12 protein-coding genes are annotated in these 14033 nt (G+C 54.6%); 1 reads left to right on the top strand and 11 read right to left on the bottom strand.

Translation table 11 applies throughout. The features are described from left to right. Positions 1-101: 101 nt before the first annotated feature. The 9 genes from ubiB to udp all read right to left on the bottom strand — a co-directional run bounded on the left by ubiB (position 102) and on the right by udp (position 9840). Complete coding sequence (gene ubiB / locus WG891_RS13540; RefSeq protein ID WP_337263182.1) at positions 102-1733, bottom strand: ubiquinone biosynthesis regulatory protein kinase UbiB; 1632 nt, start codon at positions 1731-1733, stop codon at positions 102-104. Then, positions 1730-2338, bottom strand: coding sequence for a ubiquinone biosynthesis protein UbiJ (ubiJ, locus tag WG891_RS13535; protein WP_337263181.1), 609 nt, complete (start codon positions 2336-2338; stop codon positions 1730-1732). Before ubiJ ends, ubiB begins: the two co-directional genes overlap by 4 nt. A gap of 13 nt (positions 2339-2351) precedes the next feature. Continuing rightward, entirely contained in the window at positions 2352-3107 is a 756-nt protein-coding gene (gene ubiE, locus WG891_RS13530; protein WP_337263180.1) for a bifunctional demethylmenaquinone methyltransferase/2-methoxy-6-polyprenyl-1,4-benzoquinol methylase UbiE, read from the bottom strand. A gap of 79 nt (positions 3108-3186) precedes the next feature. Beyond that, complete coding sequence (gene rmuC, locus WG891_RS13525) at positions 3187-4719, bottom strand: DNA recombination protein RmuC (protein ID WP_337263179.1); 1533 nt, start codon at positions 4717-4719, stop codon at positions 3187-3189. 91 nt (positions 4720-4810) lie between these two features. Further along, positions 4811-6124, bottom strand: coding sequence for an OprD family outer membrane porin (locus tag WG891_RS13520; RefSeq protein ID WP_337263178.1), 1314 nt, complete (start codon positions 6122-6124; stop codon positions 4811-4813). An 89-nt stretch (positions 6125-6213) separates the two neighbouring features. After that, complete coding sequence (locus tag WG891_RS13515; RefSeq protein ID WP_337263199.1) at positions 6214-6996, bottom strand: histidine phosphatase family protein; 783 nt, start codon at positions 6994-6996, stop codon at positions 6214-6216. Between the two features lie 529 nt (positions 6997-7525). Beyond that, positions 7526-8056 carry a DedA family protein gene (locus WG891_RS13510; RefSeq protein ID WP_337263177.1) on the bottom strand — a complete coding sequence of 177 codons (531 nt, stop codon included), beginning with the start codon at positions 8054-8056 and terminating at the stop codon, positions 7526-7528. An 87-nt stretch (positions 8057-8143) separates the two neighbouring features. After that, complete coding sequence (locus WG891_RS13505; protein WP_337263176.1) at positions 8144-8929, bottom strand: tyrosine-protein phosphatase; 786 nt, start codon at positions 8927-8929, stop codon at positions 8144-8146. A 149-nt stretch (positions 8930-9078) separates the two neighbouring features. After that, the gene (udp, locus tag WG891_RS13500; RefSeq protein ID WP_337263175.1) at positions 9079-9840 is read right to left on the bottom strand and encodes a uridine phosphorylase; all 762 of its coding nucleotides are present in this window, start codon (positions 9838-9840) and stop codon (positions 9079-9081) included. 444 nt (positions 9841-10284) lie between these two features. Between udp and WG891_RS13495 the strand changes: the two genes are divergently transcribed. Beyond that, positions 10285-11121, top strand: coding sequence for a dienelactone hydrolase family protein (locus tag WG891_RS13495; protein WP_337263174.1), 837 nt, complete (start codon positions 10285-10287; stop codon positions 11119-11121). An 81-nt stretch (positions 11122-11202) separates the two neighbouring features. Here WG891_RS13495 and WG891_RS13490 read toward each other — a convergent pair whose 3' ends face one another. After that, positions 11203-11625 (bottom strand): hypothetical protein, encoded by a 423-nt coding sequence (locus tag WG891_RS13490; RefSeq protein ID WP_337263173.1) that lies wholly within the window; start codon positions 11623-11625, stop codon positions 11203-11205. A gap of 93 nt (positions 11626-11718) precedes the next feature. Then, entirely contained in the window at positions 11719-13995 is a 2277-nt protein-coding gene (metE, locus tag WG891_RS13485) for a 5-methyltetrahydropteroyltriglutamate--homocysteine S-methyltransferase (RefSeq protein ID WP_337263172.1), read from the bottom strand. Positions 13996-14033: the final 38 nt, after the last annotated feature.

Below are 14033 nucleotides of genomic sequence, written 5' to 3'. Positions count from 1 at the left end.
CAATCGCCTCTATATTAAAGGGTTATTCCATGTTGCCGCATTATACCCTTTCCATCTTCCAATAGGATATGCCGCAACCTGTAACCGGGTTTTGAATTCATTCAGGTGGTGCGCTTCCAACCTACGCCCCAGGCTACCACACCGGCAACCATCAACCATGCAGGAAGCACATCAACGCCTCCCAGCAGCAAAATCGTACCACTGACTAACAGTGTAGCGCCAACGCCAAACAAATACCGTGATTGACCTTGGCGAATACGCTGCCCTTGCATCTGGCTGGCCAGCTTATCGACGCTTTGCTGCAGCCGCTTATGTTGCTGCAGGCTATCGTAAAACAATTCGGGCAATTCAGGCAGTTTCTCGGCCCAGAACGGCGCTTTTTCTTTCAGCGCCCGGATCACAGCCGGGATCCCCACCTGATCGCGCAGCCAGCTTTCGAGGAACGGCTTCGCCGTGGTCCAGAGATCCAACTGCGGATAAAGCTGACGGCCCAAGCCTTCAACATATAACAGGGTTTTCTGCAATAACACCAGTTGCGGCTGCACTTCCATATTAAAGCGGCGCGCCGTGTTGAACAGGTTGAGCAGCACATGACCAAACGAGATCTCCGCCAGCGGCTTTTCGAAAATCGGCTCACAGACGGTACGGATGGCAAACTCAAAATCTTCTACGTTGGTATCGCGCGGCACCCAGCCGGAGTCGACGTGCAGTTCCGCCACCTTGCGGTAGTCACGGTTAAAGAAAGCGATAAAGTTCTCTGCCAGATAGCGCTTATCATCCTTGTTCAATGAGCCAACGATGCCGCAGTCAATACCGATATAACAGGGATCCTGCGGGTGCTCATAGCTGACAAAAATATTGCCGGGGTGCATATCGGCATGGAAGAAGCTGTCCCGGAACACCTGGGTAAAGAACACCTGCACTCCGCGCTCGGCCAGCAGCTTCATATTGGTGCCCTGCTTTTCCAAGGCTTCAATATCCGACACCGGAATGCCGTAAATCCGCTCCATCACCAGCACGCTTTCGCGGCAGTAATCGGAATAGACCTCGGGCACGTAAAGCATCGGGCTACCGTCGAAATTACGGCGTAGCTGGATCGCGTTAGCTGCCTCACGCAGCAGATTCAGCTCGTCCAGCAGGGTTTTCTCGTACTCGCGCACCACTTCACGCGGACGCAGGCGGCGGCCATCCGGCAGCAGTTTCGGCACCCAGCCCGCCAGGCGGTACATCAAGCGCACGTCAGCCTTGATAATCGGCCCAATGTCCGGGCGGATCACTTTCAGCACCACTTCCTGCCCGGAGCTTTTCAGCCGCGCGGTATGCACTTGGGCAATAGAGGCGGAAGCCAGTGCCTGCTGATCGAAATCATCAAACCAGGTTTCCAGCGGGCCGCCCATTGCCAATTCAATATGCTGGCGGGCCAACGCACCATCAAACGGTGCCACGCGATCCTGCAACAGCGTCAGTTGATCGGCAATATGCGGGGGAAATAGGTCACGGCGGGTCGACATCATCTGGCCGAACTTGATCCACACCGGGCCCAGTTCCTGCAACGCCAAACGCAAGCGTTCACCCAAGGGTTTGTCTTTATGGCGATTCGGCATCCAGAACAGCAGACGGCGGCCAAAACGCAATGGCCATGTCAGGCGCATTTTAGGGATCAGTTCATCCAGCCCATAGCTGAGAAAAACGCTGATAATCAAATACAGGCGGCATAGTTCGCTAGGGGTCATCGTTTACCCTCCAACTTGTCCATACGGGCAATCAGTGCATCAGCACTACGGGCTGCGGCGTCAACCTCTTCGTTAAACCACACCACTTCAAGCGGCCCAGGAGCCACACGCCACTCTTCCGTCAAGGTTTCTGCCACATAGTGCTGCTGGCGTTGTAAACCCGACTTAAACAGAGCGGCACCTTTACCCACAATCTGGCTGATCCCCTGCGCGGCGATATCACCGATATAGGGTGCCAGCCATTCAGCCGGATCCCATTCCGCCAGATCGAGCAGCGCCACCCACTGTTGCACCACCTGAATATCGCCTTCGACGATCAGCTCACCGCTGCGCATCAGCGGCGCAAGCTGCTGGCGATCGCGCAATTTCAGCAGCACCGATGTACGGGTTTGCACGGTGCAGTCCGCGTTGTCTTCAGATTGGCCAAGCACATCAACCCGTTGCTCGCTGAATACCAGCACCAGCGGCGCGCTGAGTTCCTGCAATTCGATGCGCAGCACTTTCCCCACCAGCCGCTGGCGCGCGGCCTTCATGCTGCGATCGCGGAACAGCAGGCTATTGAGCGAAGTTTCTACTACGCCAGTCAGTAACGGGGTTAACAGCATCGGCATGTCCATATCAGAACTTGAAGCCCCGGTGCAGGGCAACAATGCCCCCGGTCAGGTTGAAATAGCTGACATTTTCAAAACCGGCAGCGTCCATCATTCCTTTCAGCGTATCCTGATCCGGGTGCATACGGATCGATTCCGCCAGATAGCGGTAGCTGTCCGGATCTTTCACTACCAGCTCACCGATTTTTGGCAACACGTGGAAAGAGTAAGCATCGTAAGCTTTGCTCAGCGGCTCAATCAGCGGTTTGGAGAACTCCAGCACCAGCAGGCGGCCGCCCGGCTTCAGCACGCGGAACATCGAGCGCAGCGCTTTGTCTTTATCGGTAACGTTGCGCAGGCCAAATGAGATGGTGATGCAATCGAAATAGTTGTCTGGGAACGGCAGGGCTTCGGCATTGGCTTGCACATAATTGATGTTGCCGACGATGCCGAGATCGCGTAGTTTCTCGCGCCCCATTTTCAGCATGGAGTCGTTGATATCCGCCAGGATCACCTGCCCCTGTTCCCCCACCATACGGGAGAACTTGGCCGCCAGATCGCCGGTGCCGCCCGCCAGATCCAGCACGCGCTGCCCACGGCGCACGCCGCTGCAATCAATGGTAAAACGCTTCCAGATACGGTGGATACCAAACGACATCAGGTCGTTCATCACGTCATACTTTGCGGCCACTGAGTGGAAAACATTGGCCACCATGGCCTGTTTCTCTTCTCTTGCCACGGTGCGAAAACCAAAATCGGTGGTTTCCTGCGCTTGATCTGCCATTGTCCTGCCTGCTATTCAGTCAATTTTGTGTGGTGGAGTGTACCAGAAACCCACGAAATACCCCACCTTGCAGCGGCTTTCACCCCTGCGACGCGGAGCGTGGTTCTTCGGTGTTATCATCGTCGGCAACTTCGGGTAACGCGCTGCCCTCATCATCGGTATTGTCGTACTGGCCACTGGCCTGCTGCGCCAGCAGTGGCTGGATCGGCCGTTTGACCTCCACCCCCAGCGCACGAAAACCTTCGATCCGGCTGATAAGGTTACCACGCCCTTCGCTCAGTTTGCTCATCGCCTGGCGATAACTGCCCTGCGCTTTATCCAGGCTTTGCCCCAGCGCAGACATATCGTCAACAAACAGGCGCATCTTGTCATACAGCCGGGCTGCGCGATCGGCAATGCGTTGGGCATTCTGGCTCTGGTGCTCGTAACGCCATAGATTGCTGATGGTACGCAACGCGACCAGCAGCGTGGTGGGGCTCACCAGCATAATGTTGTGTTTCAAGGCTTCGCTAATCAGTTCCGGCTCGCGATCTATCGCCAGCAGGAACGCGGGCTCCACCGGGATAAACATCAGGACATAATCCAGCGAACGCAGGCCAGGCAGTTGTTGATAGTCTTTACGGCCCAACAGGCGGATATGGCCACGCAGCGACGCAATATGCTCACTCAGCGCCGCTTCGCGCTCCAGTTCGTCTTCACCATTGAAGTAGCGCTCGTAAGCCACCAGCGACATTTTGGCATCAATCACCACGTCTTTGCCCTGGGGTAAACGCACGATCACATCAGGCTGCATACGGCTTTGATGATCCAGCCGCACGTTAACCTGCGTTTCATATTCGTGCCCTTCGCGCAGCCCGGAAGCCTCCAGCACCCGGCTCAGCACCACTTCGCCCCAGTTACCCTGGGTCTTGTTGTCGCCTTTCAATGCCTTGGTGAGGTTAAGCGCTTCACGCGCCATCTGCGCATTCAGTTGCTGCAGATTACGAATTTCGTGCGTCAACGTATGGCGTTCGCGGGCCTCCTGGCCAAAGCTGTCCTGCACCTGGCGGCGGAAACCGTCCAACTGCTCGCGCAGCGGCAACAGCAGGCGATCGAGACTTTGCCTGTTTTGCTCATCCACCTTGCGGCCACTGTGTTCAAAAATGCGATTTGCCAGGTTTTCGAATTGACTGGTCAGCCGTTGTTCGCTGTTGATCAGCAGCCGCTGTTTCTCTTCGGCGGCCATGCGGGTTTCTTCCAGGCGAATGGTCACTTCACGCAGTTCTGCTTCCTGGGCGCTGTTCACTTCACGCTGGGCACGCAGTTCCTGATTCAACTGCTCACATTCATTGCGCCAGTGATTGAGCTGCTGCATACGTTCCTGCCCCGCGGCCACCTGGCTATGCAGTTGGCGCAGTTCCAGCTCGTTGTGCCGTAGTTGTTGTTCCTGGCGTTGCAGCGCCTCCTGGCGGGTGGCGATTTCCTGCTGTGCCTGCTGCAAAGATTGTTCCAGCAAGCGCAACTCGGTCTCATGCTGAGCATTGTGCCGTTGCAGCCATAAGCAGGCGATCAGCCAGCCCAGCAGCATACCGATCGCCACACCGCCAATACCGTAAACTAAACTGGACTCCACCCTGCCCCCTAAACCTATGTCATTGCGTTGCCTGCCACGTTAAAGGGAGCCTGTATGGATGTCCAGCGTGTTTTTATTTGAAAAAGCGGGGTTAAAACAGTTTGAAACGATACTCGGCGATAAACTCCGCCCCCAGCGAATGCGACGTGAGGTAATCTCCCTGAGATAATATCGGCGTTTTATTCACGTTCTTATAGGACCAGCCGGGGCCGACCATCGCAAATACCGTCAGATTCTTCAGCTTCGGATGAGATGGCGCCCAGCGGCCAAAAATATTCACCTCACCGGTACGCACCGTTGCACTCTGGTAACCAAACTGGCTGTAAATGCCAGTCAATCCTGCGGTGAATTCAGGCGTAATATAATATTCGGCAATGGACGCCAGCATGGTTTCGCCATCGCGCATATAGTCTTCACCGGCATAAGCCATGGAGGTGAAGGTACCACGTGAGTTTTTCGCCATATGACGCGGGTACAAGCCAAGCTCACCGCCGCCCTTCGGGGCCCGCGTGTGAGCAATACCGAGTTTGAGGCTCCACAGCTTCTCCTGCCATTTGGCATCAAAAGCATAGTGGTTGGCATTACGATCGAAATTGCGCCTGCTCAACGCCATGTCTTTGTAATCATCCAATGCCTGAGTGGTATAAATCTGGCTGCCCAAGCTGAGATTGTTATTGGGTTTCAGCGCCACGCGCAGGATCTGGCGGCGCAGGTAATTCTGCGACTCACCGTAAGCCAGTTGGCCGTTGAACTGGCTATTCTCATAACCCAATTCCCCGCTGGCAAGGTGGTTGATCTCACGGCCGTCGTTAGTTTGCAGGCGCAGGCTGTCTGGCGAGTTACGCTCCATGGAGCGCTCGACGTAGGCCCCACGCAGTGATAAGCCGTCCCTCGCCACGCCCCCAGACCACCCCAGATATGTGGTGGGTGAAAGGCGGGTTGAATTGGAGATCACGCCATAATTACGCAACGTCTGCCAGCCGAACTGAGCATTCAGTGCCGCATCACCAACCTCTCCCTTCAGTTTGAGATAGCGCTGGCCGAATTTGCTGAAACCGGTCGCATTATCTTTGCTGTTGCCAGGGCCATTGTTGTACAGCACTCCGCGCGAGTTGAAATAATCACTGGCCCCCAGTTTTACCGCGCTGTAGTAATCGACATTCACCCCGAGAGTGTCGGCCAGATAACCGGACTGATACCCCAACGCCACCCCTTGCCCCCAGGCGTTATGCACCGTGGTTGGGTTGGCGGCGTCCTCTTTCAGGTATTTCCAATAATTCTTCAGCGATAATTCCGCCTTGCTGTCAGTAAAGAAAGGTGAGGAAAATACGCCGTCATCGGCAGCGTGAGCCGCTGCAGAAAATAAAGAAATGGTAATCAAACACCATGAAGCATAATTTTTCATTATTGTTATCCCCTGGAATTGGCATAGAAAAACCTGCCAGGGGATTTAATATTATCACCCTGACATTTATTTTTAATATCTCTGAGGTATTAACGGCCTTTATTTAACGCTTCTTTCCCTTTGGCGACATAACTCATATCCCCCAAATCGGTTACCGTATATTTACCATCTTTATAAGTAATCTTGACTACCGCAGCATTAGCCAGTGGCTTATTCTTATTCGGGTTATCAGTCATATCTGAAACCATCATCAGCATCGATAGCCCGGAAGAAACCGCCAACACGTTCTTGTCTCCAGCCTTTAATGCATCCTGCACAATGGAGTGTAATGCACGCTGCATGCGGGTTTTTACCTGTAGCGCGTTTTCTGCTTCCTTTTTCTCATCGCTTTGGCTGATGGCGTTGACCATCGTGATAAGATCGATCTTACCTTCCCCCGCCTGTTGGAACATCACCGCCCCAGAGGCCATGCCCATTTTCTTGGCGGCAGCATTCGCCATGTCTGGGTTCGGTAAGCCTTCAAACCCGCCAAAGAACATTTCGCGTAAATCAGGCAACTCCGTCACTTTAACGTCTGACTTGCCCATTTCCTTGAGGATCACCTGCATGGTTTCGCGCTGGCGGCCAGCATCGCTGGTGTAATAACGTTCGAACGGAATATCCTTTAAGCCTGCGCCAAGATAGCGGGCGGTTTCGAGCCCCGATGCCGTCAGTGGAGAATCCGCCCACCCTTGAACGCGATCATAAGTATTGAGTATGGTTTTCCCATGGCGGGCGAAGTAAATCGTCACGTTATCGTCCGCAGCCGCAAACGCATTGGATGTGGTGGCAAAAGAAAGAGAAAGCAGAGAAGCCAATAACCATGTTTTTATTTTCATCTGATACTCCATGACTCAAATAGGTTAATTTAATTAATCATTGGTGGAGTATCATCAATAATCAGAGCAAAAAAAAACCCAAACCCCTGACATTTATGTCAAGAAGGTTTGGGTTTTGCCTGTTTATTAACAGTAACAATCCACTTGATGAAAAATTAACATCTCAGAAAAATAAGGGAAGTAAAAAAAGCAAATTAACGACAAATTCGTGATCGCATTCTCACTCTATCTGCAAACGTTAATAAATAACGTAATGCGAACTCACAATATACCCAAAATAATTCGAGTTGCTTGTAGGCGGCAACTGAATGAATCCCTAGGAGCTTACTCAAGTAAGTGACTAGGGTGAGTGACAAATCTGCGCAAGCAGATTTGAACGCTGCTTGCAGCGGCCCCGAAGGGGCGAGGCCCAATATGGGCCGAGTAACGCAGCCAACACCCAAGCAACTTGAAGTATGAAGGGTATAGATGCCGAAATATTGTCACTCCCCTGCAACAGCAGGGGAGCACTCACTTAACGCGCCTACCCCATCCACTGGCTAAGCCATTTAATGCCGTAGACGCCCGGCGCGAGGATACCGAATGCCCAAATCATCGCCGAAGTAATATTGGCAATCTGGAAAGACGCTTGCGGCATCCCGCAGATCCCGCCCACCAGCGGCACTACCGCGCGCAGTGGGCCAAAGAAACGGCCAAAAAAGATGCCCAGCACGCCCCAGCGTTCAAAAAACGCATGGCCACGCACCAGCAGTTGTGGATTACGCGACAGCGGCCACATATGAGCAACGCGATCCTGATAGTGATAACCCACCCAATAGGAAAGCCAGTCACCCAAAAATGCCCCCGCGGCGGCGGCGGCCCAAATCGGCCAGAAGGCAATGCCGCTCTCACCGATCAAAGCCCCCAACGCCAGCAGAATGACCGTGGCAGGCAATAAGAGCGAGATGAAAGCCAGTGATTCACCGAAGGCCAGAAAGAAGATAATCGGAATGGCCCAGCCTTCGTGCTGTCGCACAACGTCGCTGACCCAATAGACAATATCATTGAGGCTCAATAGCAGGCTCCTTTAGAGAAAAAATCCAGCTCCAAGGATACGCAATGCCAGCCCGCCTTGGTTAAACCCTGGCTAAACATGCCGTTATTACTGTTCCAGATAGAATGCTTGCAGTTGTTCACGCTGGTGTTGCCCCAGCCCATATTCACTTTCCAACCAACGATCGGCAGAACCATACTGCTCGCGAATGCAACCCAGCGCCGCCATCAGATACTCTTCGCGCGCACTCAGTACCTGAGCAAATTGCGCCAACGCGGCCGTATTCAAACGCCGTGAGAGCTGCTCCAGCATATGTTCACGAAAAGCCGCCAGCGTGGTTTCGGTCAGCAGATAATCTTCAACCACCGTAGCCTCATCCGCCCCCAGCGCCAGCAGCACCAACGCCGCCCCCACTCCGGTACGATCTTTGCCCACCGCACAGTGTTGCACAATCGCCCCTGGCTGCGGCGTGATCAGTAATTGTGTCAGTTGACGGTATGCCGCATTGTTAAACGGCAGGCGACGGTACAGTTCCAACATAAACGCCTGGGCATTGAACCCGGCCAGCGTTTCACTGGTGAGTTTTTCCAGGTTGGCATTCACTTCATTGCTGAGCGGGTTCGCCGGGAAGTTGTGGTAATCCGCCCCCTGCCACAGCACATCCGGCTTAGCCTGCACTTCATCGGCATCACGGTAATCAAGCACCGAACGTACCGGCACGCCAGCCAGAAAGGCGCAGTCGCTTTCGGTCAGGCGCTCCAGTGAGCCGGAACGGAACAACAAACCAGGCTTGATACGGCGGCCATCCGCCACGCGGTTACCGCCGAGATCGCGGAAGTTGATACCACCGTCAAGCGGGGCCAATGAAGGATGAAGCAGGGTCTGAGCGGTCATAGGCATCCTTATAGCGATTATCTTGGGAAAATGTCATCACAGGTACCAGCGCAAAAACAGCCGGATTCGAGACGCAAGTGGCCCCTACCGTAACAGATTACTGCAGGATGGAAAAACGGGCCGTGCAACGGCCCGGAATGGGCAAAGGGTTACAACAGGTGACGGGCGGCCTCAACCACAATCTGCACGGCCTGGCTTTCGGTTTTCTTCATGGTTTCCGCGTCAGGGATCTCCTGCTGGGTACGGTTGACGATCACTCCCGCCACCATCCCAGCACGCAGGCCCTGGCTGGCGCACATGGTCAGCAGGGTGGCGGACTCCATTTCATAGTTCATCACGCCCATGGCCTGCCACTCCGCCATTGAGCCTTTGAAACGGCTGACCACCCGGCCGGAATAGGTATCGTAACGCTCCTGACCAGGGTAGAAAGTGTCGGAAGAGGCGGTAACGCCAATATGGGTCGTGGCACCGCTGGCCTTGGCAGCGGCGACCAGCGCCGTGGTGCAGTCAAAGTCGGCCACCGCCGGGAACTCCAGCGGCGCAAAGTGCAGGCTGGCACCGTCGAGGCGCACTGCCGCCGTGGTCACCAGCACATCACCCACGTTGATGTGGGCCTGAATGGCACCGGTGGTACCGATACGTAAGAAAGTGCGAATACCAAGCTGCGCCAGTTCTTCAACCGCGATCGACGTCGATGGGCCACCAATACCGGTAGAACAGACGATGATCGCTTTGCCATCCAGCTCTGCACGCCATGAAGTAAATTCGCGATGTGTTGCCAGGTGCACCGGGTTTTCCATCAGCTTGGCAATTTTCTCTACGCGCTGTGGATCACCAGGGACGATGGCAAGCGTAGCCCCGTGTAAATCGTTTTTAGTGAGGCCGAGGTGGAAAACGTCAGATTGAGACATAGAAGACTCCTCTTGGATCCTGTTGATTGGGAGGAACAAAAAAATACTCTACTGAAAATCTCCGGCTATTTTTGTGAATTAATTCACCATTAAATAAGAAACGAAAATTAAATTACAATTTTTTCGTGATAAAAATCACATATTGGTCAAGATACGTTGAGCGATCGGCTCAGTTTAGCGAATACCCCCTCGGCTGGCCTTGCAGCTGATCACCGATTCTGCCGCCGATAAAGCACCGCAACACGTCTACCATCTTGATGACCAAAACACAGGCGAAAACCCGACATAGCATGATAAAGAAACAGTGAAAATGTGATAACGCCGGATAATTTGCCGTTTTTTATCACCTTGTCTGAAAATGCTCCACAAGGTGCCAATAAGCGGTAATCTTTCCTATAGTTAACCCTTCCCGAGCTTTTCTCTATTGATTGCATGGAGACCGCAATGAAAACCGAACAAGAGATGATACTAAAGCAGGCTCAGGGGGGATTTGCCCCGGCGGTGACACCGCCAGCCGCATCGACGATGCAAACCGACCATCAGGGCATCCATACCGGGGAAACCACCATTCCTTCACAGGGCGACGATCTCCCGGCGTATATCGCCAAACCTGCCGATCACCCCGGGCCACTTCCGGTGATTTTGGTGGTGCAGGAGATTTTCGGCGTGCATGAACATATTCAGGATCTGTGCCGCCGCCTGGCGAAGCAGGGCTATCTGGCGATTGCCCCGGAACTCTATTTCCGCCAAGGGGATGCCAAGGATTACAGCGAAATCAGCGATCTTCTGCAAAATCTGGTCAGCAAAGTGCCAGACAAGCAAGTGCTGGCCGATCTGGATCATGCTGCCCACTGGGCAACGCGACACGGCGGCGATGCCAACAAACTGGCGATCACCGGTTTCTGCTGGGGCGGGCGCATCACCTGGTTGTATGCCGCACATAATCCGCAGTTGAAAGCCGCGGTAGCCTGGTACGGTAAACTGGTGGGGGATAAAACCCTGAACTCACCAAAGCACCCGGTAGATATCGCAACGCATCTTTCCGCACCGGTGCTCGGCCTGTATGGCGGCCAGGATAGCAGTATTCCGCTGGAAACGGTGGAAAGCATGCGCCAAGCGATCCGCGCAGCCAACGCCGATGCCGAGATCGTGGTTTACCCCGAGGCGGGGCATGCGTTCCATGCCGATTACCGCCCAAGCTATCACGCCGAGGCCTCTGCCGACGGCTGGCAACGCATGCTCAGTTGGTTTATCCAGCACGGTGTGGTGGGTGTGAAATAATTGTCAGGGGCACCTTCGCCCCTGATTTACTTTGTGGTGCTACCTCACATGCGCTTGATATGACACCTGCACTCAGTAACGCTATTGCACTTTGAGCACCGGCTGTTGCACGATTAATGTCCCACTTTTATACACCAGCAGCACACCCGGCGGACTATCACGGGTACCTAACACCGTTACCTGGCATTCATATAGGTAGGGGCCGCTTTGAAATTGAAACGTGTGATTGCCACCACTGCCATTGAATTTTACCTCGCCATTTTTCAGCACCAGATCCGGTTTTTCACTTATCGGATTTCCCTTTGCCCAAGAGGCATAGCGATACTTGCCATTGTTCAGTTGGTCGATGCGGATGGTAAATTTTTCGGTCTGCCACATCAGCACGGGACGTTGATACTCTTTCAAGCTTGGGTGCAGGGTGTTTTTTTGCTTGGCAATCAGTTCACTGGCTAGCTTTGATTCAAGCGCTGATTGCTGTTTTTGTAACGCAACCTTGGGGAACACGCCTTCCGGGGAGTTTTCGCGCGTATTGCCGTTCTAAACAGCAAAAGGGCACCGAAGCGCCCTTGGAAAAACTCTCTAGTACATCATTGAGTATTAGGCTTGCGGTTCACGCAGCCGCTGAGCCGCCAGCACCATGTTGGCCAGCGACTGCCGGGTTTCTGGCCAGCCGCGGGTCTTCAGGCCGCAGTCCGGGTTAACCCACAGACGCTCTGCCGGGATGTTCTGCGCCGCTTTGCGCAGCAGCGCCTCGATCCACTCCACGCTCGGCACGTTCGGTGAATGGATGTCGTACACCCCCGGCCCCATCTCGTTCGGATATTCAAACTCTTTGAAGGCCTCCAGCAGATCCATATCGGAACGTGAGGTTTCGATGGTGATCACATCCGCATCCAGCGCCGCGATCGAATCCATGATGTCGTTGAACTCGCAGTAACACATGTGGGTGTGGATCTGGGTGTCATCCTGCGCCACGGCGGCGTTCAGTTTAAAGGCATCCACCGCCCATTTCAGGTAGGCAGCCCAATCCGAACGGCGCAGCGGCAAGCCTTCACGTAATGCCGGTTCGTCGATCTGGATGATGCCGATACCGGCTTGCTCCAAATCCGCCACTTCGTCGCGCAGCGCCAGCGCGATCTGCTTGGCAATCACTTCGCGAGTCACGTCTTCACGTGGGAACGACCAGCAAAGAATGGTCACCGGGCCGGTCAGCATGCCTTTTACCGGCTTGCTGGTCAGCGACTGGGCAAACTTGGCCCACTCAACGGTAATCGCCTGCGGGCGGCTGATATCACCAATAATCACCGGCGGTTTCACACAGCGCGAACCGTAGCTCTGCACCCAGCCGTTTTGCGTGAATACAAAACCATCGAGGTTTTCGCCAAAGTATTCCACCATGTCGTTACGCTCGGCTTCGCCGTGCACCAGCACGTCCAACCCTAACCGTTCCTGTTCAGCGATCGCCTGCTTGATGTGCTCACCGATGCTGGTGCGGTAATTTTTACCGTCCAGGCGGCCCTGTTTGAAATCGAGACGCAGGCCGCGGATCTCGGTGGTTTGCGGGAAGGAACCAATGGTGGTGGTGGGCCAGGCGGGCAGGTTGAAGCGATCGCGCTGGGCCTGAGCACGCTGCTGGTATGGATGCTGGCGCTCAATATCTTTCGCGGTGATGGCGGCAAGGCGCTGTTCCACCTGCGCATTATGCACGCGGCTGGACTGGCGGCGAGTGCGGATCGGCGCACTGTAAGCGTCCAGTTCGGCCTGCTTGCTGGCCCCTGGTGCATTCAAAGCGCCACTCAGCAACGCCAGTTCCGCACATTTTTGCAAAGCAAAGGCAAACCAGCTTTTCACCTCTTCATCCAGGCGAGTTTCCACACTCAAATCGATCGGGCTGTGCAGCAGCGAACAAGAGGTGGCAATCCACAGTGGGCGACTGTTCACCAGCGGTTGCAGGCGGGTAAACCAACTGCTCAGATCGGCACGCCACACGTTGCGGCCGTTGATCACCCCCAGCGAAAGCAGCCACTCTTTTGGCAGCGCGTTGTGCAGTACGGCAATATCATCATGGCCTGCCACCAGATCCACATGCAGCCCCTGCACCGGTAAAGCACGAATGGTGTCGAGGTTGTGGCCCACACTGTCAAAATAGGTGGTCAGTAGCAGCTTAACCTGGCCTTGCAGCGCCGCGTAAGCCGGTTTAAAAGCATCCAGCCAGGCCTGCGGCAATTCCAGCACCAACGCGGGTTCATCGATCTGCACCCACTCAATACCGCGCTTAGCCAGTTCCGCCAGCACTTGCTGATACACCGGCAGAATATCGTTCAGCAGTGACAGGCGATCGAACGCTTCGCCTTTCACTTTGCCCAGCCACAGATAGGTTACCGGCCCCAGCAGCACCGGTTTTACCTGGTGGCCCAGCGCCAGCGCTTCGTCAACTTCATCCAGCAGTTGGGTCCAGCTCAGTGCGAACTTCTGGCCTTGAGTAAACTCAGGCACCATGTAGTGATAGTTGGTGTTAAACCATTTGGTCATTTCTGCCGCTGCCGCCGGCTCACCGGTCGGTGCACGGCCACGGCCGATACGGAACAGCGTATCCAAGTCGATGGAACCCTCTTTATTCTGGTGACGTGCCGGGACGTTGCCCAGCAGCAGGCTGGTGGTCAGCACGTGATCGTACCAGGCGAAATCGCCAACCGGCACCAAATCCACCCCGGCTTGCTGTTGTTGTTGCCAGTGGCGAGCCCGCAGCTCGCGGCCAACCGCCAGCAGTTCTTCCTGCGTTGAATTGCCTGCCCAGTAACTTTCCTGCGCTTTTTTCAGTTCGCGACGCAGACCAACGCGTGGAAAACCCAGTGTGTGATTCAGAACTGTCATCGTCGTATTCCCCATTTAGCCATCCAGATGTTTACACA

Origin of the sequence: Serratia sp. MMO-28 (assembly GCF_037199905.1) — a bacterium.
GTDB lineage: Bacteria > Pseudomonadota > Gammaproteobacteria > Enterobacterales > Enterobacteriaceae > Chania > Chania oryzae.
This window is presented reverse-complemented; position numbering and strand designations above follow the sequence as displayed.

Excerpts from the sequence above, each read along its gene's own strand:
- ubiB (WP_337263182.1), bottom strand. The coding sequence starts at position 1,733 with ATGACCCCTAGCGAACTATGCCGCCTGTATTTGATTATCAGCGTTTTT.
- ubiJ (WP_337263181.1), bottom strand. The coding sequence starts at position 2,338 with ATGCTGTTAACCCCGTTACTGACTGGCGTAGTAGAAACTTCGCTCAAT.
- ubiE (WP_337263180.1), bottom strand. The coding sequence starts at position 3,107 with ATGGCAGATCAAGCGCAGGAAACCACCGATTTTGGTTTTCGCACCGTG.
- WG891_RS13520 (WP_337263178.1), bottom strand. The coding sequence starts at position 6,124 with ATGAAAAATTATGCTTCATGGTGTTTGATTACCATTTCTTTATTTTCT.
- WG891_RS13505 (WP_337263176.1), bottom strand. The coding sequence starts at position 8,929 with ATGACCGCTCAGACCCTGCTTCATCCTTCATTGGCCCCGCTTGACGGT.
- udp (WP_337263175.1), bottom strand. The coding sequence starts at position 9,840 with ATGTCTCAATCTGACGTTTTCCACCTCGGCCTCACTAAAAACGATTTA.
- WG891_RS13495 (WP_337263174.1), top strand. The coding sequence starts at position 10,285 with ATGAAAACCGAACAAGAGATGATACTAAAGCAGGCTCAGGGGGGATTT.
- metE (WP_337263172.1), bottom strand. The coding sequence starts at position 13,995 with ATGACAGTTCTGAATCACACACTGGGTTTTCCACGCGTTGGTCTGCGT.